We start from the raw sequence: 25113 nt of genomic DNA on the forward strand, positions 1-25113 counted from the left end.
GGGTATAAAGCGATATTCACATCAATGGGAGATTTAATTCATAACCTGAAAACAGAAGAAATCACACGAAAGTCAAAAGCAAGAATGAAAAGAATTAGAGAGGCTGATTTAGTCATAATAGATGACTTAATGTTTATGGCAATGGATCAACAAGAAGCTAATATGTTCTTTCATTTAATTAATGACTTGTATAATCAGTCTTCCATTATCTTGACCTCTAATAAGGCACCAAAAGAATGGGGAGAATTATTGGGTGATCAAGCTATAACAACAGCAATTCTAGATAGGATTCTTCACCGAGTAGAAATCATTCATTTAAATGAAGATAGTTATCGTATGAAGCATCGTTCTACCATATTTGGGGAACAAAGTGTTTCAAAATAACGAGCAAAAATTGTTTCATTCTACTTGACGGTCACAGTTCTTTGTATAAAGACATCTTTTAATATTGATGACAGCCAAAAGATAGATTACCAAGAAGGGAAGGAATATCATGCAGAAATTTTAGCAGAAGATCTTCATGTTGAAGACGAATCAGGTAAAATGTCCTTAGCTGGAATAACTGCAAAGGAAGCTGTACGATTGGGAATTCAAGAAAAAGAAAATGGTTACTGGGATGACTGGATTAACAAACATTTTAAAATACAACAATATGATTAGTTGAGGGAGAATTTACTTCTTATACAACTACCGGGGCAGGTTTGTTGAATAAAAATTTATTTAACGATAGGGTGTCCTATGTTTTTAGTTAGAAATTCCTTTGTTTTGATTTTGATGTTTTTATTGATAGGTTGTAATGGCATTCAAGAAAATGAAACAGGTTATTTAACTAAAGAACAAGTCTTAAAAGAAAACCCAAAGGCAGATTATTTTGAACTAAATGATAAAGTTTACGTAACGGGTATTGACTGGATAGAGGGAGTCAAGTTAACAAAAGGCGAGGTAATTGGAGAAATTAAAGATGGAATGGCAAGTGAATTATCTGTTGGAACCCAAATCATCGCACCGAGGGAAAGAAGGGATATTCTCATAGTTTAAGATAATGGGATTGAAACAAGATATTTACTAATGTTGGGTGAATAGTACACAAACTCTTGAATTAACTGGTGCTTATTTTCAAGTTCAGCTGCCAAATTAGGCGGCTTTTCTTATGTAACAAACGGGCGGGGCAGTTTAGTGAAAAGTTTGCATTTCTTAAAAATAAAAGAACCGTTCAGATATCTGAACGGAGAAAGTTGAATTTGAAAAGATTAAAGATGAAAATTAAATAGCTGGTTGAATACCAAAACTACCTATTACTAAATTTTGCACAAAAAATTTTAATTACTAAATTAAGCCGGTGAGTCCTTTTTTTTACTCTTTCCGACAACTGTTTATTTAACCACTCTAAACACTGGTTCATAGTCAGATAGAACTTCTAACACTTCATCACCTGATAAATACATATGATGTTCCAGATTAGGATTTGTTTTACTATTAATTATTGGGTTTTTATCCATCCAATTTACATAATTTGAGTTCTCTACCTTAAAAAAGTACGGTGAATTTTTGTTTTTTCTCCCACTAGCTTCTTGAGTAAGTGTATGGAGATCTGGTCTACCATATTCAGTGCTAAATCGAAACGACCAAACGAAATACTCTACAGGAGAACTTAGTTGATCATAGATAATTTCAACTTTTTTATCATCAAAATCTTTAAGTGTTATTTTAAAGAAATCATTATGTCTAATAACTTCCTCAAATACAATTTCTGCGGCATTTTTAGCATTAAGATTTTCTAGTTCCTTAGGTTGCCACATATGAAGTATCTCTTTTTTTGTATCCATTCGCACACCTACTTAAAATTATTCAATTAATCTTACTTTATCCCATACTTGGGTAGTCCCACTAGAAGCAGGATACTGTAAACTCGGATATCCTGTAGATGTACTTTTCGGATATAGACTTACAGTTCTTCCTTCATATGTTTTGAGTTTAACACCATCATCAGTTGTTCTAGTGGTACCAGGCATTGAATTGAAATCTCTCAATCCTTGATTATAACCTCCACTTTTAGTGTAGTTGTTAACTTTATTAGTACGATTTGTTAAAGTTGCATTTCTTAAAATTAATGCCCATGCTGCACCTCCTGCTCCACATTCTATAACCGGATGATCATCAGATGCGATAACTATTGTACCAGTGTTACACGTTGGGGGAGCTGCAGATACCTCATCTGCAAAAGGCAAAATCATTAATAAAAGGGTACTTACTAAGAATAAAGATAATAGTTTTTTCATTGTTACACTTCTTATTATTTTGTCATTAATTACAGTACTTTAAACAGTTATTTAAAATTAGCAGCATAGATAAACCTCCTAGTTTTTGTTAATTATTTTATATCACATTTACTAATCTATTGATTTTTGTTGTTTTAATAGAAATCTAGATGAATCACATTGTATTTATACATATACTCCGGTACATATATAACAATATTCATTTAAGAATATTTTGAAATATTAGATTCTATTAATTATTATTAATTAAAAATTTATGTTATTTTCACAGACCTGACACACCAGGACTATACCATACTCTTATTAGTCTAATTTATTTGTTAAGTACAAGAGTAGAAACTCTAAATTGGGAAGAGGATAAATACGCCTTAATAATCAGTTTTACTGTTGAATATCAAAGTCATTATGAAGTTTATTTATCATATGAAAACGAGGGTCTCTTAGTATCCAGACTTGCTGAATCAAAGGAAGCAGCAAAAAAATTGGCCTTAATTGATCTAAAACAAAAAAATTCAAATAGTATTCCTTTAAATTAATAAAGTCCCTCTCAATAAGGTAGAAGGGTTTTGCTATTACAGTGTGTCATTAAACTCGTCTAACTTATCTTGTGAAGGTTTTATATTTTATATCTCTAGCACATTGCACGACGAATTTACCACAATATTGACAACAGAAGAATTTATAAGAGATTTTATAAAATAACCTTATTGAAATAACAGTGTTTATTTTTTAAAAAAACAGCTCAAATTCAGGGGGATTTTTTTATGTAACGAACGGGGCAGGTTACTTTAAAAAGGGGTAATCTGGAACTTTTCATATTAGATAATCGTCTAATTAATAAAAAGGGGGTTTCCAATGAGAAATTTATGTTACATATTATTATTTGCAAGCTTCTTTTTATCAATAGTGATTATAAACAATACAGTTTCTGCTACAAGTTGGGTTGAATTAAAACCACAAGAGATCCTTAATCGAGCTGAAGTTATTGTTACTGGTAAATATGACTTTTCAAGCAAGCCGAAACCAAGTGATTTTGTTTTTCAGGGATTAGATTTCAACGTTATAAATGTTTATAAAGGGGATATTTCTAAACAATTGACGGCAGGCATTGACTATAATGATGTTGGATGGGTAGAGGAATTCCAAAATAAAGGTGGCGAATTCCTCTTATTTTTAGAAAAAAGTGAGGATGCTGATTTCCTAATACCAATTGGAGGTCCAAACGGTATGGTTCAAGTTTCCGATGGTAAAATTGAAGACCCAAATGATGAAAGAAGGACTTTTTTCGAAGATTTTCTAAAAGTACAACCAGAAAAAATAAGTGTTACCAAACTTGAAAAACATAATCAAGGTCAGAATGATAAGTCTAATATACTCTTATATGTTAGTACAGGTGTTTTAGTTGGTATAGCAGTAGTTTTCCTACTATATCGCTACATAAGGAAAAAATAATTTTTCACTAACGGGTGCTTTCCTTAAATAAATGGGAAGCCTTTTCTTATAGTGCTAAAGGGGCAGTTTTATAAAAGATAAAAGGACAAAAAGTTATCATGCTACTCATTTGAGTAGTTTTTTTATTGTTAAAGTATAAAAAATGAAACCAAAGCAGATTTCAGTCGTCTTAGCATAAAGAGGTGGGAAAAGAGGTGGGAATAAATTGTGAGTAAATCAAATGTGGATGAAATTTTAAATATAGAAAGTAAGGATGAATGGTTTGAAAAGATTATGGATGTTTATGGTGAAAGGCTAACTAAGCTTTGCTTTAATTATACAAAGGATTGGAATGTATCAGAAGATATTGTCCAAGAAGTGTTCATTACTTGTTATAGGGAGTATGAAAACATTGATAAAATCGACTTTTTTAAGGCATGGATTTATAGGATTACAATAAATAAATGTAAAGATTTACTAAAGAGTTCTTTCTTTAAAAGGGTTGTTATGAGTTCCACACTTGTCACCCATATAAGAACGTTAGAGTTATCTCCTGAAATGTCCATAATGAAAAATAGTGAGGAGGAATTCCTTTCTACTTGTGTATTAGCACTTCCAATCAAGTATAGAGAAGTAATTACACTGTATTATTATGACGAACTGTCGATTGAAGAAATTAGTAGGATCTTAAAAATAAATAATAATACGGTCAAAACTAGACTGAATAGGGCAAGGATAAAACTAAAAGTCTTAATGGAAAGGTGGAGGTAAAATGGAAAAGAAGCTTAGTAATTTACGTGCTGCTATGAATTCATCAACTCATAAAGGTAAGCACTTTACGGAGATACAGAAAAGAAAGATTATGTCCTCTCTTAATCAAATACAAACAAAAGAAATTAGGAAACCAAATGTCTCTATATATTTAATATCGACTATTGCAGCAACCTTGTTTTTCTTTGTAGTTTATACAGGGTTATTTACTAATCTATCTTTAAGCGGGGATATAAATCAGAACGATAAACAGACTGTTGAAAATCAATGGGAGATTCGGGAGGAATACTCAAAGAATAATAAGGTACTATTCAACGTATCTCCCGATCCTTATCTTACTGCTGGTAAATCATATGGGTATATCTTTAGTTTTAAGGAGTCTTTCAATACCTATAGAGGAAAAGAAATTGAAATATACGCAATTCATAAAGAAACCGGGGATCGCATTAATGTATTAACTCCATTTAAAATTTCCGAACCAACCCCAGGGTATTCAAGTTTAGGTAGATTTACTGCTTCACTTACAGTACCTGAAAGTGGAATTTGGAAATACGAAGTGTACTTTGATAAGAAATTATACGGGGATGTCGTATTACTGGTTGGATCAGAAAATAACCAAACAAAAATAATATTACCTAAAAATACACCTTCCTTTATTTTGACTAGAGATTTTGAAAACGTTGAATGGAGCAAAGAGGCAGTGGATTTAGGTAATAATATTATAGGGAATGATAACAAATCAGGTGTTATTGGTGCTGATATGCCTAGTTTAAATATTAATCAAAAGTGGATGTGGCATCTGTGGGGAATTGATAATACCACTGAAAACAACTTAACAGTTGTTGGGCTGCATAAAGAATCGGATACAGTCCATCAAATCCTGACAACAGGCTGGTCAATTGAACTTGGTGGAGAGAATAATGGAGCGGATGCACATGCACCTTCAAGCGTAAATATTCCTTTAAAAGGTGAATGGGCAGTGTTACTCTATGTTAATGATGAATTATTCGATATATTAGTTTATAACATAACCGATTAAGCAATATCTTATGAATATTAACTATTAAAAAGGTTCTAGCAGAACCTTTTCGGAGATATGGTTTTAATACTATAAACGGGAACACTTTTTCATATAAGATGAAAGCAAACTGTATTTTGTGTAAAGTACACTTAAAGTAAAGTGTGCTAATAATTAATAATCAAGATCTGCTGCCAATTCAGGTGGCTTTTCTAATTCCATAAAAGGGGCAGATTATTATAATAAGGGAATATTAAAATTTTTTTATGAGGAGGAAAAATTTTTGATCTTAATACCTTTTGCTATTTTCCTTATTATTGTAGGTTTTGGTATGTCAATAAAATACAAAAACAGGAAACATCTAAGATTTTTCTTCGTACTGGGCCTCGCCGTGTCAACTTATGATATAGCCAAGTATATATTAGGTTTTTCATCAATAAATGAAAACTTGAATAGCGTCATATCTGCTGTAATTGTATTTTCAAGTATGTTTTTTGCAATTAAGAAAACTAAGAACTATCCTTAGATTTGCAAATAGCCTACTAATGATTTGGCCACAGTTGAATGTAATTCTAAAATCAATCATTGGGGAAACGGACCAATTATCATTCCTCAAAGGGGAATATGGTTTAGATTATCTTTTTATAATTGTAATTCAAGCGGAGATTCATTTTGATTTATATATATTTAGTTAATAAAGGTTGTAGGTAGAGATTTGCTTATTCAGCAAATGGGTAGCCTTCCTTTAATAATATAAATTTTGTGAAGATATGTACTTAAACTAACGGGTGCGTTTGTTCAATATCTCCAATTTTAAATAAGCCGAAAACATGCAAGTTTTTATTCATTTCCTGCATAATTTCGGCTTATTTATATTCAAAAAACATACCGCCACAAACAGCATTATTTAATTGCCAAATACACGTCTGGAGTCTTCAAAAATTATAAAAGGGTTGTTAGTCATGAACAATAGACTAATGACCTTTTTTGTTTTTACTAATAAATATCATTTTAATTGCTAAAAATATCCTTAAAATCAGAATAGGGGATAAATATAGCAATGTTTACTGAACTATACGCAAATTTTTCACGTAGTAGTTTATACAGTTTGGAACCAATTGGTGTTGGTACACCTTATGTTGAATCATTAAGTGGTTATTTTTCTCGACTGGCCAGCCATCATTCAAACAGTACAGGAGATCTATTAGCAAAAAAACTCGTACCACTTTTAAATAAGTTGTATTTATCAAATCAAGCCTATAAAGGAGGTGAAGGTCTTTATAAATCATCAAATGGTATAAATGGTCTCGGGACACTTGCTGAAGATTTTTCAAATATCCTGCAAAGTCTAACTTTAAGGGATGATTTAAAATCGCTGACATTGTTAAAGTGGTCAAACATAGTTCCAACAAGAGGGTTGTTAAGAGTACATAGGGCTTGGTGTCCAACTTGCTATTTAGAAGATAAGGAAAATCATTTTGAAATATATGAACGTTTAGTTTGGAATTTCCAACTTGTGGAAGTTTGTTCAAAGCATAATCAACATTTATCATTTATATGTCCTTATTGTGATAAAACCAATCCGATTCTATCTAGGAAATCTAGACCAGGATATTGCTCAATCTGCGAAAATTGGTTAGGTGAAAAATTACAGACTGGAAACCAGTTAATTGAAATGCAACAGAAAGATATTTTTATTAGATTGATTAATGACTTGTTATCTAAAAATCATGTTATTGAAGATAAACCAAACAGGTCTCTTATATCAGAATCACTGAATTTTTATTTGAAAGAATGCTTTGAAGATTCAAATTCATTGATGTGTAGAGACTTAAATGTGCCAAAATCAACACTCAAGGGTTGGTGTATTGGAGGAAGTTTACCTCAAATTAAATCACTTTTAGAAATATGTATTTATCTAGGTGTTAACATTTCCGAGTTTTTATTAAGGACAGAGGTGCGCATAAATCAGGAAAGCAATGATGATATAAAAGTAAAAAGTAAAAGCGAAAGGAAAAGATATGATCACAAAAAAATCACGAAATATCTTTCTGACATAATTGATAATGAAGAATCAATTTCAATAAACAAAGTAGCAGAAGCCATAGGTTGTGACAGAAAGCTCCTTTACCGTCTGTATCAAATAGAATGTAAAAAAATCAAGGAAATCAATGATAGATTTTTAATTAATGAGAAAAGTAAAAGAGATAAGAAGAAGTTAAAAGAAGTTGAAGACGCATTTAATCAATTGATAACAAATAACGAATACCCAAGTAGAAGGAAAATGGAAAACATTGTTGGTGAGGGTGTACTTCGAGAAAAGTTACTACAAGAAAAATGGAGAGCTTTAAAGAAAAATTGTTTTATTAATTCTTGTTAATTTAATGTTTACGAACTTCTCTCAGAGAATTAGCTTTATCTATATATTGATTAACAGCCAATAAAAATTATCCATATATTGAAGGTGGATTCGAGTTTGTTGTCGAAATATGCAGTTGACAAACAAATGCATGTTCTTGGAGGAGATGACGAATTGATTAGAAATATAGAATCTTTTTTAAAGTCAAAAGGATTTGAAGAAGAGACAATTACCTATTTGAAAAGAATTCGTGAATCAGAGCCAGCTAGGCGCGTTAAAAGTAACGGTAAAAATGTTTCAGGTACATATCCAAGTAAGAAAATGGGGTTATCAATTCAGTTTGAAAGTCGGACATTAGAATTCCCAGCTATTTTTGAAAAAGAACACAATCCAAACGTTTTAGAATATTATGACCAACCGCCTTCATTTAAAATATCATATATGCTAAACGGGAAAAACCAAGCACATCTTTACACCGCAGATTTTTTTGTGATTCGTGAGGATTGGATAGGTTGGGAAGAATGGAAAACAGAAGATGATATATTAAAATTATCTATTAAGTCTCCTGAAAGATATCAACTTGATGAAAATGGATTGTGGAGATGTCCCCCCGCTGAAGAACATGCAGAGAAGTATGGTTTGTCATTTAAAGTTAAAATCTCGAAAGATCTTAATTTGAACTTTGTACGGAATATTAGGTTTTTAGAGGACTATTTATTAAGCAGTAACTTATCTGTTGATGAAAATATCAAAGAAAATATATGTAATAACATTAGTGAGAGACCAGGAATTACAATTAGAGATTTTTTAAATCAAAAAAATGAATTTAAGGCTGATGATTTATACACTTCTTTAATATTAGGAAATATTTATACAGATATTGAAAATGAGACTATACCAGATCTTTCTGCGAAACTTTACATTAGTAAAGAGTATAAACAAGCATTAAAGAATATTGTTTCATCATCAACGTTACCCAATACAGAAATGTCTATTTCTTTTAAAGTATGTCATGGTGAAAAAATGTTATGGGATGGAATAGTTTGGAAGATATTAAATGTAGGTGAGACATCAGTTAACCTGATAAATGAAGTTAAAGAAACAATTGATGTACCAGTTGCTACATTTGAATATTTGCTAAAAGAGGGGAAAGTAAGTGGCATTTCTAAAACTGAGTCTGATAATAACGAACTAGAAATATTGAAAAACGCAAGTTCATTTCAATTGGAAAATGCCAATTTCAAATATAGTCTTATTCGTGCTTATCGAAATGGAGATACGGAAAAATATAAGGATGAAGTTACAGAAAGAACTATACAAAATTGGTTAAGAAAATACAAAGCAGCAGAGAAAAAGTATGGGAATGGGTTCATCGGATTGATATCCGAAGTAAATAAAAAAGGAAATAGAGTAAAAAGAATTAATGATGATGTGCAAATTATAATGGATACATTTATAAAAGAAAAGTATGAAAATATAAAGCAAACAAGTATGATGAAAGTTTTTCTTCAATTCCAACAAGAATGTAAGCAGCAAGGTTATGAGCCACCTAGTATTATACTTTTACAAAAAACGTGAAAAAAACTCCCAAATACGATCGAGTTAAAAGTAGAAAAGGTTCTAAAGCTGCTTATGCAAGCGGTGAATTTATTTATGAATTATGGGAAGAAACTCCAAGACACGGGGATAGGATTTTTGAAATCTGTCATTTAGATCATACTGAATTAGATATAGAGCTAAGATGTTCCATTACAGATAAAAACCTAGGGCGACCTTGGGGGACATTTTTAGTAGATGCCTTTTCAAGGAGGTTATTAGCTATATATATTTCATTCGATCCTCCAAGTTACCGTAGTTGTATGATGGTTTTAAGGGAATGTGTAAAAAGATACTCTAGATTTCCTAGTACAATTGTTGTTGATGGTGGGAAGGAGTTTGAAAGTGTATATTTTGAAACGCTTCTTACTAGAAATCGTTGTTTAAAAGTAAGAAGACCAAGTGCAAAAGCAAGGTTTGGAAATGTTGTCGAGAGATTATTTGGGACAACAAATAAAATGTTTATTAATAACTTAACTGGTAATACACAAATTATGAAAAATGTAAGACAAGTTACCAAAGAAGTTAATCCTAAAAACAATTCGATATGGAAATTAGAAAATTTCGGTGAGTTATTAAATGAATGGGCGTATAAAATTTATGATCAAACTGATCATACAGGCTTAGGGGTTTCACCATATGATATGTATGAACAAAGTATCAAGACTGGTGGAGCTAGAGAAGTAACGAGAGTAGTATACGACGAAACTTTTAAAATTTTAACATTACCGACAACTAAAAAAGGTGAAGCAAAAGTTTTGCCTGGTTATGGAGTAAAGATAAATAGAATTTATTATTGGTCTCCTGTTTTTAGGAATGGGTTAGTTGAGAACAGTAAAGTTTTTGTTAGATACGATCCATTTAATATGGGAATAGCATATGCCTTCGTGAACAAAAGGTGGGTAGAACTTCAGTCAGAAAAATATAACATTTTAAAGAGCCGTTCAGAAAAAGAAGTTAATATTGCATTTGAAGAATTAAAAAGAAGAGCAAAGCTGAGTGAAAAGAAACAAGATGTAACTATTAAGATGTTAACAGATTTTATAAACTCTATTGAAAGCGAAGAGTTGTTGTTAATACAACGACTTAAGGATAAAGCGCTGAGAAACCTTTATGTTATTGAGGGTGGGAAAACATCACCAGAAAGAATTGAACAGAAATCTACATCAAACGAGTCAATCGATAATGATAACATTAAGTTAGTTGTTAATAATCAGAGTAAGGAGCTTGTAAATAAACAGAAGAAAAAAGTCGATATCTCAGAGCTAAAATTTGAGTCATATGAAGGGTTGTGAATAGATGGATAAGTTCCCCATGGAGTTACTTGATGAGCCGCCAGTTGAACGTATACACTATTTTAATGATTATACTGTTGCTCATCCTTTTTTTCTGGTGGCTTACAAAACCCTATTACAAAGAATCCACAATCCTTCTACTAAAAGCATTTTTTTTGGTATACGGACCAAGTGGTGTTGGAAAATCAACATTGATTAAGAAAGTTGCTGAGAAAATAATAAATGATTTAATGGATCAAATCATTAGTAACCCTGGATTTATTCCTGTTACGGGAATAGAAGCTAGAGCACCAGATAAAGGCTACTATGATTGGAGAGATCATTATATTCGGTCTCTGTTAGCATTAAAGGAACCACTAGTTGAACATAAAGTAGATATAAAGAAGAAGCCTGATATAGAGATTAAAGTAAATGATGTAAACAGGAAATTAAGAAGTTCCTTAGAAACAGCATTAAAATATAGAGAGACTTTAGCATTTTTCATTGATGAAGCACAACATATCTCTTTTAATTCATCTTCTAAATCATCAAATAATCAAATGAACATGATAAAGTCACTAGCTTCAACCACAAAGACACCACATATTTTATTTGGTACATATGAAATTTTAGATTTTAGAGACTCGCTAGGACAATTATCAAGGCGGGGGCTAGATATCCATCTTAGAAGATATGATATTCAAAAGAGTAATGAGCAAAAGATGTTTATACAAACTTTGTGGAATATTCAAAGGCAAATCCCCATTCAAATTGAGCCAGAGTTAATAGAGCATTGGGAATATTTTTATCAAGTAAGTTTAGGATGTATAGGGATTCTTAAAGATTTGATATCAACCACTTTAGAATATAAACTACTTGAAAATCCGGATGCTAGTGAGTTGACACTTGGGGATTTTAAAGAGTATGCATTGACTCCAAACCAAGCCTTTAAATTGGCACAAGAGGCGCTTGATGGAGAAGCTAATGTTAAAGTTAATAACAGGAGTAGAGATGATGTGTTAAATTTGCTACTAGGCAATAATAGCAATACTGATGAAGAAGAAGAAATTGCAACTGATGAAGAAAAAGTACAAGAGAACAAAACTAAAAAGAAACGCAAAGTTGGGGAAAGAAATCCAAAAAGGGATGCTGTTGGTGAGTAGGAGGTTAAAGGAATATGTTAATACAACATAAATTATTTGAAAGTCGCAGTACCCTTTATAATTTAAAGCCTATCGGTATAAATACAGATGAGATAGAGAGCTTAACAAGTTACGTAACTAGATTGAGTACAGCACATAATGTTACTCTAGGTGTACTTTTTAATGAGCTAATATATCCAATTTTAAGAAAAGAGAGCCGACCAAGGGATGGGGTTACTGTTTTTGACACCATTAAATTACCGAAAGTTGACGGTATTGCCTGTCCAGAATTAGTCGATTATAATGTCCATATATATATTCGAAACATTTCGACATTTTTAATTCTGTAGAAAGGAAAAGACGCCTCCCATAACGTATAACTGCGCCAACAGTTATACGGGAGACGTCCCACCAAAAAGTATATGATTATTGTATCAGATTATCAGCTGATTGAAAACATGCTTACTGGAGTTTTTAGTTAGGGGTGCAGGTAGGATTCCGTCTCCATGTTGTGGGAAAGTCATGTTGGTTATAGGTACTAAGAACCGAAAAGCTATGGATCATTCAGGACAGAGTAAGACCTATAACATTAGGAGGTTAAGGTGCACAAACTGCCTTACCATTCACCATGAACTTCCGGATTTATTGGTCCCTTACAAACGGTATGAATCTGAATGTATTGAAAGCGTTCTTACGAACCCATCCAACCACACTATTCCAGCCGATGATTCTACTATTTCGAGGTGGAGTGGCTGGTTTCATGAGTATGTGGACTATTGGGTTGGTTGCTTAATCTCTATCATGATTAGAACCCGTCAAGGAACCATCCCCCAAGATCTTACGTCCAAAGGTTCAGGGACTGCACTTCAAAGGCTAGGACGCTTGGCAGGAGATGCCAATGGATGGCTGACAAGAATTGTCCGCCCTATAGTAAATATTAATTTTTGGATACATACCCGTTCTGCATTCATTGTCCAATAACCTCTGATTTACACTCATGATAGAAACAAAAAGGAGAGTGTATGCATGAGAAATCATAAGAAATCAGAGGAGTTGGCAGTGCAGCGTTTCCAACTGATATCCCCTTTATTGGCAGAAGGGCTTGATGCTGGAAAAATAAAGGAGCTAAAAAACCAGATAGTGCAGGTAAGCGGTCTTTCTGAAAGAACTATTAGGCGATATCTGGCTCAATTTCGTGAAGATGGATTTGGAGGATTGAAACCACAAGGGAGAAAAGTTTCTCGGAAGTCAGAAGCTATTCCTTCTCATATATTGGAACAGGCAATCCTTCTTCGAAAGGAAGTGCCAAACCGTAGTGTGGCGCAAATCATCCAGATTCTAGAATGGGAAGGATTAACTGATCCAGGACAAATTAAAAGGTCTACTCTTCAAGAAAAACTAACGGAAAAAGGTTACAGTACCCGACATATGCGTCTCTATTCTCAATCCGGTGTAGCTGCCCGAAGATTTCAAAAACAGCACCGGAACCAACTTTGGCAATCAGATATTAAATACGGTCCTTATCTGCCTATTGGGCCAAAAGGGATCAATAAACAGGTTTACCTTGTCGCTTTTATTGATGATGCAACCAGGTTAGTGGTTCATGCAGCCTTCTATCCGACTCTAGACTCAAGAATCATTGAAGATGCCTTTCGGCAAGCAATCCAAAAGTACGGTGTTCCAGAAGCCGTTTATTTTGATAATGGAAAGCAGTATCGAACCAAATGGATGTCCCGTACATGTTCTAAAATAGGCACCCGCCTTTCTTACACTAAGCCGTATGCAGCTGAATCCAAGGGTAAAATTGAAAGGTTTAATAGAGTTATAGATTCATTTATAAGTGAAGCTGTCATTGAGAAACCAAAAACTTTAGATCATCTGAATGAACTTTTTCAGGTGTGGCTGACAGAGTGCTATCAGAATAAACCTCACTCTGCCCTTGAAGAGAAAATTAGTCCGGAAATGGCTTTCCGTTCCGATAGAAAAGCAATTCGCTTTATTGATGAGGAAACGTTAAGCACTGCATTTCTACACTGTGAAACAAGGAAGGTTGATAAATCAGGGTGTATCAGTTTCATGGATCAAAAATATGAAGTGGGCTTGGCATTCATTGGGCGAAAGGTGGATGTAGTTTATGACCCTGCGAATATAGAGGATCTTACCATTGAGTTCGAGGATTATACTCCTTGGAAGGCCAGGAAGCTTATCATTGGGGAAAGAGCTGGGAAACGTCCTGAATTACCTGAGCACCTGCAGGTGCAAAGTGTTGAATCTTCGAGACTACTAAGGGCAGCTGAACGAAGGAACCAGGATCGTCAAATTGAACAGAAACCTGCCGTAACCTTCCGTGCAGTCTGGAAGGAGGATGACTCTCGTGTTTGAAGCATTCTATGAAATGGAAAATACTCCGTTCACACGTGATTTGCCAACGAATGAATTTTACGATTCTTCCATGATGCAAGAAATCCTTGGAAGGCTTAAATATGCAGCTGAGAGACAGCTTTTTGCGGTCTTGAGTGGAGATAGTGGTACTGGAAAGACGACGACAATCCGTAAGTTTGTAGATAGATTAGATAAAGGAAAGTTCCACATCCTTTATCTATCCGACTCCAAATTAACGCCTCGTCATTTTTACAAAGGTCTGTTGGAACAACTAGGCTCAGAAGCAAAGTTTTATCGGGGGGATGCAAAACGACAGCTTCATCGAGAAATTGAATTAATGAAAGGTATTCGAGGACTACAGCCTGTCGTGGTAGTGGATGAAGCTCACCTTTTGGACCGAGAAATGTTAGAAGAAGTTAGATTCCTATTAAACTTCAAAATGGATTCACAGAGTCCGATGGCGCTGATTCTAGTCGGTCAAAGTGAATTGTGGGATCGACTACGCCTCCAATCATACGCAGCGATACGCCAAAGAATTGATATCCAATTCCAGTTAGGACATCTCGACCGTGCTCAGGTTGAAGAGTATGTTTCTAGGCATCTCCGTTATGCAGGTGTTGAACAACCGATCTTTTCTGATGGGGCGCTTGACGAAATCCACCGGTTCTCTGGTGGTGCCGCAAGGCTCATTAATAAACTCTGTACACATAGTCTCCTGTATGGCTCACAAAATGGTCGGAGAATCATTGATGATCATATGATTAAGCAAGTTATCCAGGGGGAACTTTCATAAAAAAACTGCTAAAAAGAATACATTAAAGTACTGGAATGTTGGATTTGTTGGGTTGCACTGTGATGAATGATTTGAATTTCCATTTAGGAAATGGAAAATATCTTCCTGCCACTTCGAACTAGGCAGAGACTGATACATTCTTACTGGTCAAAAGGATGTTAGATTTTACCTTAAGAAAAATAAAACCATATGGTTGATTTGTAAAATAATTGGGGAAGCAAAGGGTTGCTTCCCCTTCATATTGGACAGTGAATCCGTCACTTTTAGGACAATTAATAACGTCAATTTCAGGACAGTAAAGAACGTCATTAACACTATCCTTTAAATTGAGATTCTATCATCTGATAAAAATATTTATTAATGTAACATAAGATTTTATATGACTCTATACATGTGTGCCAAAATACTTTCTTTAAGTATTCAGCTCTTGTATAGAGTCTTTTTTGTTATAGTATTAAAAAAACAGTGTATTGAAAAAAGTTTTGAATTCAACCATAAGAATTCTTTTGGTATTTTTTAAAGCCATAAATCTTCATAAAGTATTGTTAAATTATCATAAAATATCTATTATAAGGTCTTCTTACTATAGTAGATAGAAAAAGTCAGTTATAAAAAATTTGATAAATATTTATTATATAAGGGTTTGGAAAGCTTATGGTTGAATTTATTAAAACATATGGTTGAAGTCACATTTTGCTGGATCTTAGTTAATGATTTTGGCTATCTCTCTTATCTTCCTCATTTTCCGCTTTTTATAAAACAATAGAGAAAGAAACTCCTCCTAGTTTCCAGGGCATTAATAATTTTGAAAAGGAAAGAAACTCCTGTTTGAAAGTATGTTAATTCTTAATATAATTCAGTTATTTAGTCGAATTATATTGCTCTTTCACTATAATTTAAATAACATATAATTCAAAAAGCCCTCTGAGCAGATAAAGAGTCTGCCGCACAGAGGGTTTTATTATGATCACATTATTCTGGTTTAATATAGTCATACTCCACTTCATCACTTTTTTCATTATAATCTACATATAGATCATGACCATTAAAAAACCATAGATCAGCATCTTCAACAAAGAATGTGATGCCGTCTGATACGGTTTCGACAACCGCATTTCTCGAATCATTATCGATCGTAAAGGCAAGAGCATATCCCTCTTGGACTGGACTTGTTCCATAAATTTGCGAGTAAAAGCGAACCTTTTTTCCCGGCTCTAAACCAACCTCATCCTTAAACCACTGCAATGCTTTATCACTAATTTGGATTTTCAAGAAGTACAGCTCCTTTTTCATTTTAATATTATAGCTTTTCCTCATAGAATAAAAATACATATACTGACTGGATCAGTCTTTTACGAAAACATATATATCATATTAATGATAACATTTTCGCGGTATATAGTAATACGACAATTCTAAGACACTTTTAAGCTATATAGCTCACTTTTTAGGGACGTATATCCAATATAATCTCAGAAAAAAGACCCGTAGAGAGGGTCTTTTTTCTATAACTTATAATCATCTTTTGTTTCTTTTAGTTCACTGCGATGGATTAATTCAATATAGTTCAGATTTGATTTTTTTATTTCGCAATATCCTGACTCGTTTGTTTTAATGAGATAATAGATTTCATCGTTATACCAAATTTTTCTGCACCTTTTTTCCACGTTTCACCTTCTTCTTAACTCCTGTTTTATAAACAGGCATAGTTTTATTAAATACTAAAATGTTTATATAATTCAATTTTTCACCTTTTTACTATTATTTAAAAGTAAAACAAAGAAACTTTTCTATTTTTGTACATGGAAGGATATCAATATAAGGAAGAGACACAAAATAAGTATTTACATATATAAGCATATTATTATATATTGATGTAGAGAAAAGGGAGGCGGAAATGTTGGAATCAACGCTTGATATCGGAACAGCAGCACAGATCCTTAAATTGTTAGGTGATAAAACACGTTTAACAATGGTGAAAATTCTTGATCATCATGATTGTTGTGTGTGTGAGTTTGTCGGGATTTTTAACATGAGCCAGCCTGCAATCAGCCAGCATCTCAGAAAACTGAAGGATGCAGGGGTTGTGGGGGAAACACGCAGAGGCCAGTGGATTTTTTATTCGCTGAATAAAAACAGTGAATACTACCAACTGGTACAGAACCTGCTGAGTCACCTTCCAAGTCAGGATGATAAATTAGCACAACTTGAAGAACAGGGATTAAGAATTTCCTGTGAGTAAAAGGAGGAAGTAAGATGACTCAAATTATACTGGCATCCGTAATTTTTTTAGCCACACTGATCCTTGTCATCTGGCAGCCTAAAGGGCTATCAATCGGGTGGTCAGCCTGTGGAGGTGCAATTCTTGCACTTCTTGCGGGTGTAGTCGATTTTAATGATGTATTGGATGTCACATCAATTGTTTGGAATGCGACTTTGACATTCGTTGCTATTATTATTATTTCTCTTATTTTAGATGAAATTGGTTTCTTTGAATGGGCGGCACTGCATATGGCGAGAGCGGCAAAAGGGAATGGAGTCAGAATGTTTGTCTATGTCTCCATTTTGGGAGCATTGGTTGCAGCCTTTTTTGCAAATGATGGTGCGGCTTTGATTTTGACGCCAATTGTACTCGCGATGGTCAGAAATCTTAAATTTGAGGAAAAGATGGTTTTTCCGTTTATCATTGCAAGTGGATTTATTGCGGATACAACTTCACTTCCATTAGTCGTCAGTAATCTCGTAAACATTGTGTCTGCTGACTTTTTCGACATTGGATTTGTAGAATTTGCATCCAGAATGATTATTCCAAATTTCTTCTCATTAGCGGCCAGTATTATTGTTTTGTATTTATATTTTCGAAAAAGCATTCCAAAACAATATGATTCAAACCATTTGAAGAATCCAGCTGAAGCGGTTAAAGACGGAAAAATGTTTCGTCTCTCCTGGATTGTTTTAGGGATCTTATTAATTGGTTATTTTGTTAGTGAGTTTATAAAGGTTCCTGTTTCCATCATTGCTGGTCTTATTGCTATTTTCTTTTTAATCATGGCAAAAAGAAGTCCAGCGGTAAATACAGGTACAGTCATTAAAGGAGCTCCATGGGCAATTGTATTTTTTTCGATTGGAATGTATGTCGTGGTGTATGGTTTGCGTAATGCAGGTTTAACTAGCGTTTTAGCAGATGTGATTCAAGCGACAGCAGATCAGGGTCTTTTTGCGGCAACCATCGGGATGGGTTTTATTGCTGCGATCCTTTCGTCGGTTATGAATAACATGCCGACTGTGATGATTGATGCGCTCGCGATCGCAGATACAAATACAACGGGGGCTATTCGTGAAGCGCTCATTTATGCAAATGTGATTGGCTCTGATTTAGGGCCGAAAATTACACCAATTGGCTCACTCGCAACCTTGCTGTGGCTTCATGTTTTATCCCTTAAAGGAGTAAAGATTTCGTGGGGCACCTATTTTAAGACGGGAATCATCTTAACGATTCCAACATTATTTATCACATTGGTTGGATTATATATATGGTTATTGATTATTTAAATGGAGGAATAAAATATGTCTAAAAAAACGATTTATTTTCTATGTACAGGAAATTCCTGCCGCAGCCAAATGGCTGAAGGATGGGGAAAGAAATATTTAGGTGATGCCTGGAACGTGTACAGTGCAGGTATTGAGGCACATGGTTTAAACCCGAATGCTGTTAAAGCGATGAAGGAAGCTGGTATGGATATAACATCACAAACTTCCGATATTATTGATCCTGAAATCTTGAATCATGCCGATTTAGTTATCACACTTTGCGGTGATGCGGCTGATAAGTGTCCAGTGACACCTCCTCATTTGAAACGCGAACACTGGGGATTTGATGATCCTGCCAAAGCGGAAGGAACAGAAGAAGAGAAGTGGGCATTTTTCCAGCGTGTCAGAGATGAAATCAGCGAGCGGATTAAAACGTTTGCGGAAACAGGGAAATAGAGAAAGCAGATATCTAGTAAGTATAAATAATAGCCAGGAGAACATTTCTCCTGGCTATTTGATCTGTATTATTAATATTTTCATGTTTGTTAGAATGTATCCATTTATATCATAATGGCTTCTGTAAATAATATAGTAAATTTTTTATACAAACATATATTATACACAATTTTCCTTTTTTTATCTTGAATGAATCAATTAGAAGAAATATGATTGATGAAAGATTGTAAATCAGAGGTGAAGGGTATGTTTAATAAAATTCTGATTGCGGCTGACGGTTCTGATCATTCGATTCGCTGTGCTGAAAAAGCATTGCATCTGGGGGAACAAAATCCACAGGCCCGCTTTACCGTTGTATATGCTATTGACGGTCAAACTTCAAAGGAAGATATACTTCATCATTATGATAAAACTATCGTGAATGAAAAGAGAAGACAGCGATTAGAGCCCATAATAAATCTCCTCGAGCAAAAGGGTGTAACATATGTGGTTGAGTTTATACATGGTGAGCCTGGACCAGCGATAGTGGAGTTTGCCAATAAAGGAGAATACGACCTTATTGTCGTCGGCAGCCGCGGGTTGAACGCATTGCAAGAGATGGTATTAGGGAGTGTCAGTCATAAGATAGCAAAGCGGGTATTAGCACCTGTTATGATTGTTAAATAAGGCGTTACGATACTTTATTCCATTTCCGCCTTTCTTAAAGAATGGAAGTGCCCAAACGATTAGATAGGGAACATCTTCTAATCGTTTGGGTTTTTCCCTGTACCTTCAGAAAGCACCAAAGGAGAAAAGGTTATTATGCTTGTCATCACTGAGGCATGAAAGTCCGAGCTCCCCCTATTTGCCTTTTATGAATCCTGTGATTTCCCAAGATACCTGTACAGGGTAGTCTTACTGATCCCTGTTGTATTTTTAATATCAGCCAAGCTGTACTTCTTGCTTTCATACATTTGAATGGCTTTTTTGACATTTTCATCTGGGATTCGCGGCCTTCCTGGGATACTGCCTTTTTGTTTAGCTTCGTGAATTCCTTCTTTGGTTTTTTCGCTCAGTAGGTCTGATTCAAAATCAATAATATGTTTAACGATCTTCTTAAACGAGTTATGGTCTTCCTTACTTGTATCAATATCCTCTTGTACAGAATGGAAGAATGCTTCCTTCCATTCAATTTCTTGAAGGAGTTCAAAAAGATTCCGGGTAGAATCTGCGAATGTGAGCAGGTTGCTGACTACAATTTTATCTCCCGGCTGTACGCTTTTGATCATATTCATCAGTTCAGGACGCTGGCCAGATGAAAAATGAATTTCATTGATAAAGGTATCGCAGCCAGCTTCTTGCAGAATCTGCTTCTGCTTCTCTCTATCGGGATCGCTGGGATATGGTCTGGCATAGCCAATTTGCATAACTAGCACCTCTAACTTTCTCTATCTTCTTAGATGTAATAACTATTTTTTGGTTGAATATACATATAATGACCTGTACCAAAATAGTTCATTTTTGGGACGATCCATGGTACACTTTTGTTAATCTTTTATTACAGTAATGTTTATATTTGTAAATATATAGGATAAATATAGATGTTGTTCTCGCAGAAGGAAGGAGAAAAATGAACCTAACGCTTAATAAAAATAAAACTCATCAGTTTACGTTCTATTATATAGCAGCTGTTTTGATGCTCTGGTTAAAAACGTATATAGTTCAATTAACACAATTTGAACTGGGAATTGAGAGTGTGCTTCAGCAGTTTTTGCTGCTTTTAAATCCTTTGGGATCATCGCTATTATTTCTTGGGCTGGCTTTTTTGTTTAAAGGCAAGAAAAAGTTTATAGCCTTGATTGTTATTGACTTTTTTATGTCAGCATTGTTGTTTGCCAATGTCATGTTTTATCGTTTTTTTAATGACTTTATCACGTTGCCTACTTTAACACAAACGCAAAATTTTGGTGATGTCAGCGGGAGCATCGGCACGTTACTTAGTCCTTCAGATTTACTATTTTTTGCTGATGTCGTCCTGTTGGTATTTCTATTAACATTTAATTTTAAAAGTTTAGAAGTTAAAAAGACAGCTCCAAGGAAAGTCTCTGCTTTAATGTTTTTAGCCTTAAGTATATCTTGTATAAACCTGGCTATTGCCGAAATGGATCGCCCGCAGCTATTAACAAGAGGGTTTGATAGAAACTATATCGTAAAATATCTCGGGATGTATAATTATACGATTTATGATGCAGTTCAGAGCACGAGAGCAACTGCTCAAAGAGTATTTGCTGACAGCAATGATTTGACCGAGGTTCGAAACTTTACTCAGACAAGCCGTGCAGAGCCGAAGCCCGAATATTTTGGAGCAGCTGAAGGGATGAATGTCATTTATGTGCACATGGAGTCTATTCAGAACTTCCTGATTGATTATAGATTGCATGGAGAGGAAGTTACTCCGTTCCTGAACTCTTTAACAGAGGAAGAGAATACACTTTATTTTAATAACTTCTTCCACCAAACAGCACAAGGAAAAACAGCTGATGCTGAATTTATGGTAGCAAACTCACTTTATGGGCTTCCGCAAGGTTCGGCATTTACAACAAAAGGGCTTAATACGTATCAGGCTGCACCAGCGATTTTAAGTCAGCAGCAAGGATATACGTCTGCTGTTTTTCATGGAAATACGGGAAGCTTCTGGAATAGAGATGAAATTTATAAATCTTTCGGCTACAATGAGTTTTTTGATTTAAGCTACTATGAAATGAGCGCTGACCAGCAGGCTGAATATGGTTTGATGGACAAGCCGTTTTTTGAACAATCGATGCCGTATTTAAAGGCACTGCCTGAACCATTTTATGCGAATTTTATTACCGTTACTCATCACTTTCCTTTTACAATTAATGAAGAGGAAGCAACTATTGATAAGCATACAACGGGCAATAAAACGGTTGATAATTACTTTCAAACTGCCAGATATGCAGATGAGGCGCTTCAGCAATTTTTTGATGATTTAAAGGAAAACGGTTTATACGATAACTCCATCATTATTATGTATGGCGATCACTATGGTATTTCGAATAACCACAACAAGGCGATGGAGCAGGTTATTGGAAAAGAGGTCACACCATTTGAAAGTGCAGGTCTGCAGCGTACGCCATTATTTATTCGTGTACCAGGCATGGAAGGCGGCATGAATGAAGAGTATACGGGCCAGATTGATCTGCTGCCGACACTGCTTCACTTGCTGGGGATTGAGACGGACGAATATATTCATTTAGGTACGGATCTCCTGTCAGAACAGCATGATGATATAATTCCATTCAGGAATGGAGATTTCGTGAGTTCGGTGTTTACTTATGCTGATGGCAAATTTTACGATTCCACAACTGGTGAACTGCTGGACGAAAGCCGGTTAGATGAAGCGAGGGAATATCAGACAATCGCAGAACAAAAGCTTGGGATGTCTGATAAAGTGGTAAATGGAGATCTTCTGCGGTTTTATACACCAGATAGCTTCCTCCCCGTAGATCGTTCACAGTATAATTATTTGAACAAAGAAGATCGCGAATAATAGATGTTGAAATAGGGCTGCTGCAGATCTATCTGTGGCAGTCTTTTTCAATTTAGGCATCGGAATAATAGTTTGAATAAATAATTAATTGTAAAACGTAATCATTTCGATTTATAATGATATCTATTAAAAAGATTGAGGGGAGAAGATTACCAATGACACAAAGAAAAATTCCGGTTACTGTATTAAGCGGCTATTTAGGTGCTGGAAAAACAACATTGCTTAATCATATTTTATCAAACAGAGATAACAAGAAAGTGGCTGTGATCGTCAATGACATGAGTGAGGTCAATATTGATGCAGCACTTGTAAAGCAGGGCGGCTTCAGCAGAACGGATGAAAAATTAGTAGAAATGCAAAACGGCTGTATCTGCTGTACCTTAAGAGAAGACTTAATTATTGAGGTTAATAAACTGGTAGAAAGCGGTGATATCGATTATATCGTCATTGAATCAAGCGGAATTAGTGAACCTATTCCAGTTGCACAGACCTTTACTTATATGGATGAGACATTAGATATTGATCTGTCCAGCATGTGTCAGCTTGATGCCATGATTACCGTTGTTGATGCAAATCGATTTTGGCATGATTATGCTTCAGGTGAATCATTGCTTGACCGTAAACAAGGTACAGATGAAAACGATGATCGAGAAGTAGTTGACCTGTTAATTGATCAAATTGAGTTTGCTAATATACTAATCCTAAACAAAACAGATCTTGTAGAGGAAGAAGATAAAAACGAATTAAAAGCAACTCTGAGACAATTAAACCCTGATGCCAAAATAATTGAAAGTACCATGTCAAAAGTAGATATGAACGACATTTTCGATACAGGCTTGTTTGATTTTGATGCAGTGAGTTCAGGTGCAGGCTGGATTAAAGAGCTAAATGGTGAACATACCCCTGAAACCGAAGAGTATGGGATTAGTTCTTTCGTATATAGAAGTAAAAAGCCGCTTAACCCCGAGCGCTTTTATGCATGGTTAGAAGATTTTCCAGTGGAGGTTATTCGTATGAAGGGCTTTATATGGCTGGCTTCAAGAAACGTTGAAAGCTGTCTTATTTCTCAGGCAGGTCCATCCATTGTTTTTCAATCCGGGGGAAGCTGGATTGCGGCACTGCCTGAAGAAGAGCAGGCTGTTATGTTCGAAGAGGATCCAGAACTAAAGGATCGATGGGATGAAGTTAATGGTGATCGCCTGACAGAACTCGTCTTTATTGGTATTGACATGAATCAAAATGAAATTGTACAGTCTCTTAAAAATGGTGAGTTAACAGAAACGGAAATGCAGGGAGACTGGAACTCACTTCCTGACCCGCTGCCTTCCTTTACCGTTCCAACCGCACAAACTGTGATGATTGGTACTGAAGAATAAGAGGAAGATGGAGATAAAACGAGTTAAAACAGAACTAAGAAGGTTATTATTAAAAACAGACATAAAACAAACGTTATAAAAATCAAGCACAATTCATAGAGGTTGCATTTCATAAAAAAATATGATTAAATGACTTTATCCCGAAAATAAATCGTAACAGTTACGATTTAGTTAATCAAAGGAGTGAAATTTTTGGCGAAGAAATCAAAGGTTGTAAAAGAACAGAAGAGACAAGAGCTTGTCTTAAAATATGCAGAGTTACGCAGAGAATTAAAGGAAAAAGGTGATTACGAGGCATTAAGGAAACTGCCAAGAGATTCATCGCAGACCCGTCTGAAAAGCCGCTGTCAGGTAACAGGCAGACCGCGCGGATATTTGCGTAAATTTAAAATGTCGAGGATTGCATTCAGAGAGTATGCTCATAAAGGTCAAATTCCGGGTGTGAAAAAAGCCAGCTGGTAAATATAAAAGGAGGAATTTAAAATGAGAGAAAATATTCACCCAGAGTATCATAAAGTGGTATTCATGGACACAAATAGCGGTTTTAAATTTTTAACAGGCTCAACGAAAACATCAAACGAAACGATTACTTGGGAAGATGGAAACACCTATCCGCTGCTTAAACTAGAGGTTACATCAGATACACATCCGTTCTATACAGGTGTTCAAAAGTTTGCTGAACGCGGTGGCCGTGCAGATCGCTTTATGCAAAAATATAATATGAAAAATAAGTAAAATGTTGCTATTAGCAAGATGGTTGGGGGTATTAGCATGAATACTCATTTAATGGAAACTCTCTCAAGAGAGATTATTAAATCACTTCCTTCGAGGCAAAAGGATATTTATGAATATGTTGTTAATCTGGAAGATGAACTGGCCAGTCAAGCTTCAACCTCGGATGAATTCATGTCACTGCTTGTCAAACATTCACCTCATCGGCAAGCTGCCGAACACTTTAATCTTTCCTTTGGGCAGCTGATGATGACAATGCACAAAATTGAAGACACTATTAGTATGCAGCTTGAGCAGAAAATGGAGCATGCACAATGGCTTGATTTAACAGAAAAAGTTCGCTTGCAAAATAAAAATATAGATGATCATGTTAAATATTTTTATTTTTCCCTTCATGAAGCTTGAAAATTAAATCGTAATAAT

Annotated in this window: 27 protein-coding genes; 23 read left to right on the forward strand and 4 right to left on the reverse strand. The window is 34.8% G+C overall.

What is annotated here, in order from left to right:
- The 3 genes from A6754_RS04220 to A6754_RS04230 all read left to right on the forward strand — a co-directional run.
- Positions 1–384: ATP-binding protein (locus A6754_RS04220; protein ID WP_180320270.1), on the forward strand; the 384-nt coding region annotated here is incomplete at its 5' end.
- Between the two features lie 24 nt (positions 385–408).
- Positions 409–660 carry a hypothetical protein gene (locus A6754_RS04225; RefSeq protein WP_066442661.1) on the forward strand — a complete coding sequence of 84 codons (252 nt, stop codon included), beginning with the start codon at positions 409–411 and terminating at the stop codon, positions 658–660.
- A gap of 78 nt (positions 661–738) precedes the next feature.
- Positions 739–1038, forward strand: coding sequence for a hypothetical protein (locus A6754_RS04230; protein WP_066442662.1), 300 nt, complete (start codon positions 739–741; stop codon positions 1036–1038).
- A gap of 335 nt (positions 1039–1373) precedes the next feature.
- Here the strand turns inward: A6754_RS04230 and A6754_RS04235 are convergent, their stop codons facing one another.
- Complete coding sequence (locus tag A6754_RS04235; protein ID WP_066442663.1) at positions 1374–1826, reverse strand: hypothetical protein; 453 nt, start codon at positions 1824–1826, stop codon at positions 1374–1376.
- 18 nt (positions 1827–1844) lie between these two features.
- A complete protein-coding gene (locus A6754_RS04240) occupies positions 1845–2279 on the reverse strand; it encodes a hypothetical protein (RefSeq protein WP_066442664.1) in 435 nt (144 codons plus the stop codon).
- 855 nt (positions 2280–3134) lie between these two features.
- Here A6754_RS04240 and A6754_RS04250 point away from each other — a divergent pair.
- The 11 genes from A6754_RS04250 to A6754_RS04295 all read left to right on the forward strand — a co-directional run bounded on the left by A6754_RS04250 (position 3135) and on the right by A6754_RS04295 (position 15045).
- A complete protein-coding gene (locus tag A6754_RS04250; protein ID WP_066442666.1) occupies positions 3135–3731 on the forward strand; it encodes a hypothetical protein in 597 nt (198 codons plus the stop codon).
- A 207-nt stretch (positions 3732–3938) separates the two neighbouring features.
- On the forward strand, positions 3939–4481 hold the full coding sequence (locus A6754_RS04255; RefSeq protein WP_257297402.1) for a sigma-70 family RNA polymerase sigma factor: 543 nt from the start codon (positions 3939–3941) through the stop codon (positions 4479–4481).
- Position 4482: 1 nt separating this feature from the next.
- A complete protein-coding gene (locus A6754_RS04260; protein ID WP_066442668.1) occupies positions 4483–5520 on the forward strand; it encodes a DUF4871 domain-containing protein in 1038 nt (345 codons plus the stop codon).
- A 1039-nt stretch (positions 5521–6559) separates the two neighbouring features.
- Positions 6560–7879, forward strand: coding sequence for a TniQ family protein (locus A6754_RS04270; RefSeq protein ID WP_066442670.1), 1320 nt, complete (start codon positions 6560–6562; stop codon positions 7877–7879).
- Between the two features lie 96 nt (positions 7880–7975).
- A complete protein-coding gene (locus tag A6754_RS23140) occupies positions 7976–9436 on the forward strand; it encodes a TnsA endonuclease N-terminal domain-containing protein (RefSeq protein WP_257297403.1) in 1461 nt (486 codons plus the stop codon).
- Positions 9433–10749: a TnsB C-terminal domain-containing protein gene (locus tag A6754_RS23145; protein WP_257297404.1), complete on the forward strand. Its 1317-nt coding sequence runs from the start codon at positions 9433–9435 to the stop codon at positions 10747–10749. Before A6754_RS23140 ends, A6754_RS23145 begins: the two co-directional genes overlap by 4 nt.
- Before the next feature lie 32 nt (positions 10750–10781).
- Entirely contained in the window at positions 10782–11891 is a 1110-nt protein-coding gene (locus A6754_RS04280) for an ATP-binding protein (protein ID WP_257297405.1), read from the forward strand.
- 14 nt (positions 11892–11905) lie between these two features.
- A complete protein-coding gene (locus tag A6754_RS04285; protein ID WP_066442671.1) occupies positions 11906–12220 on the forward strand; it encodes a hypothetical protein in 315 nt (104 codons plus the stop codon).
- A gap of 100 nt (positions 12221–12320) precedes the next feature.
- Positions 12321–12851 carry a DUF6431 domain-containing protein gene (locus A6754_RS23150; protein ID WP_257297406.1) on the forward strand — a complete coding sequence of 177 codons (531 nt, stop codon included), beginning with the start codon at positions 12321–12323 and terminating at the stop codon, positions 12849–12851.
- 45 nt (positions 12852–12896) lie between these two features.
- Entirely contained in the window at positions 12897–14252 is a 1356-nt protein-coding gene (locus A6754_RS04290; protein WP_066442672.1) for a DDE-type integrase/transposase/recombinase, read from the forward strand.
- The gene (locus tag A6754_RS04295) at positions 14245–15045 is read left to right on the forward strand and encodes an ExeA family protein (RefSeq protein WP_066442673.1); all 801 of its coding nucleotides are present in this window, start codon (positions 14245–14247) and stop codon (positions 15043–15045) included. The genes A6754_RS04290 and A6754_RS04295 overlap by 8 nt, the downstream gene beginning before the upstream one ends.
- A gap of 972 nt (positions 15046–16017) precedes the next feature.
- Here A6754_RS04295 and A6754_RS04300 read toward each other — a convergent pair.
- Positions 16018–16317: a HesB/YadR/YfhF family protein gene (locus A6754_RS04300; RefSeq protein ID WP_066442674.1), complete on the reverse strand. Its 300-nt coding sequence runs from the start codon at positions 16315–16317 to the stop codon at positions 16018–16020.
- 625 nt (positions 16318–16942) lie between these two features.
- Between A6754_RS04300 and A6754_RS04305 the strand changes: the two genes are divergently transcribed.
- The 4 genes from A6754_RS04305 to A6754_RS04320 all read left to right on the forward strand — a co-directional run bounded on the left by A6754_RS04305 (position 16943) and on the right by A6754_RS04320 (position 19698).
- Positions 16943–17287, forward strand: a complete 345-nt coding sequence (locus tag A6754_RS04305) for an ArsR/SmtB family transcription factor (RefSeq protein WP_066442675.1) — start codon at positions 16943–16945, stop codon at positions 17285–17287.
- Between the two features lie 14 nt (positions 17288–17301).
- A complete protein-coding gene (locus tag A6754_RS04310; protein WP_066442676.1) occupies positions 17302–18597 on the forward strand; it encodes an arsenic transporter in 1296 nt (431 codons plus the stop codon).
- Between the two features lie 15 nt (positions 18598–18612).
- Complete coding sequence (arsC, locus tag A6754_RS04315; protein WP_066442677.1) at positions 18613–19032, forward strand: arsenate reductase (thioredoxin); 420 nt, start codon at positions 18613–18615, stop codon at positions 19030–19032.
- Between the two features lie 246 nt (positions 19033–19278).
- Positions 19279–19698: a universal stress protein gene (locus A6754_RS04320; protein WP_066442678.1), complete on the forward strand. Its 420-nt coding sequence runs from the start codon at positions 19279–19281 to the stop codon at positions 19696–19698.
- Positions 19699–19883: 185 nt separating this feature from the next.
- On the opposite strand, the gene A6754_RS04325 is transcribed toward A6754_RS04320, so the two are convergent.
- Positions 19884–20438 carry a recombinase family protein gene (locus A6754_RS04325; RefSeq protein WP_066442679.1) on the reverse strand — a complete coding sequence of 185 codons (555 nt, stop codon included), beginning with the start codon at positions 20436–20438 and terminating at the stop codon, positions 19884–19886.
- Positions 20439–20641: 203 nt separating this feature from the next.
- Here A6754_RS04325 and ltaS point away from each other — a divergent pair, with 203 nt between their 5' ends.
- The 5 genes from ltaS (at position 20642) to A6754_RS04350 (ending at position 25095) form a co-directional block, all read left to right on the forward strand.
- On the forward strand, positions 20642–22582 hold the full coding sequence (gene ltaS, locus A6754_RS04330; RefSeq protein ID WP_066442680.1) for a lipoteichoic acid synthase: 1941 nt from the start codon (positions 20642–20644) through the stop codon (positions 22580–22582).
- A 155-nt stretch (positions 22583–22737) separates the two neighbouring features.
- Entirely contained in the window at positions 22738–23958 is a 1221-nt protein-coding gene (locus A6754_RS04335; RefSeq protein ID WP_066442681.1) for a GTP-binding protein, read from the forward strand.
- A gap of 192 nt (positions 23959–24150) precedes the next feature.
- Entirely contained in the window at positions 24151–24420 is a 270-nt protein-coding gene (rpsN, locus tag A6754_RS04340; protein WP_066442682.1) for a 30S ribosomal protein S14, read from the forward strand.
- Between the two features lie 21 nt (positions 24421–24441).
- Positions 24442–24693: a type B 50S ribosomal protein L31 gene (locus A6754_RS04345; protein WP_066442683.1), complete on the forward strand. Its 252-nt coding sequence runs from the start codon at positions 24442–24444 to the stop codon at positions 24691–24693.
- A 36-nt stretch (positions 24694–24729) separates the two neighbouring features.
- Positions 24730–25095 (forward strand): hypothetical protein, encoded by a 366-nt coding sequence (locus tag A6754_RS04350; RefSeq protein WP_066442684.1) that lies wholly within the window; start codon positions 24730–24732, stop codon positions 25093–25095.
- Positions 25096–25113: the final 18 nt, after the last annotated feature.

The sequence above is a fragment of the Cytobacillus gottheilii genome (assembly GCF_001636345.1).
In the GTDB taxonomy this organism is placed as follows: Bacteria; Bacillota; Bacilli; order Bacillales; family Cytobacillaceae; genus Cytobacillus; species Cytobacillus gottheilii.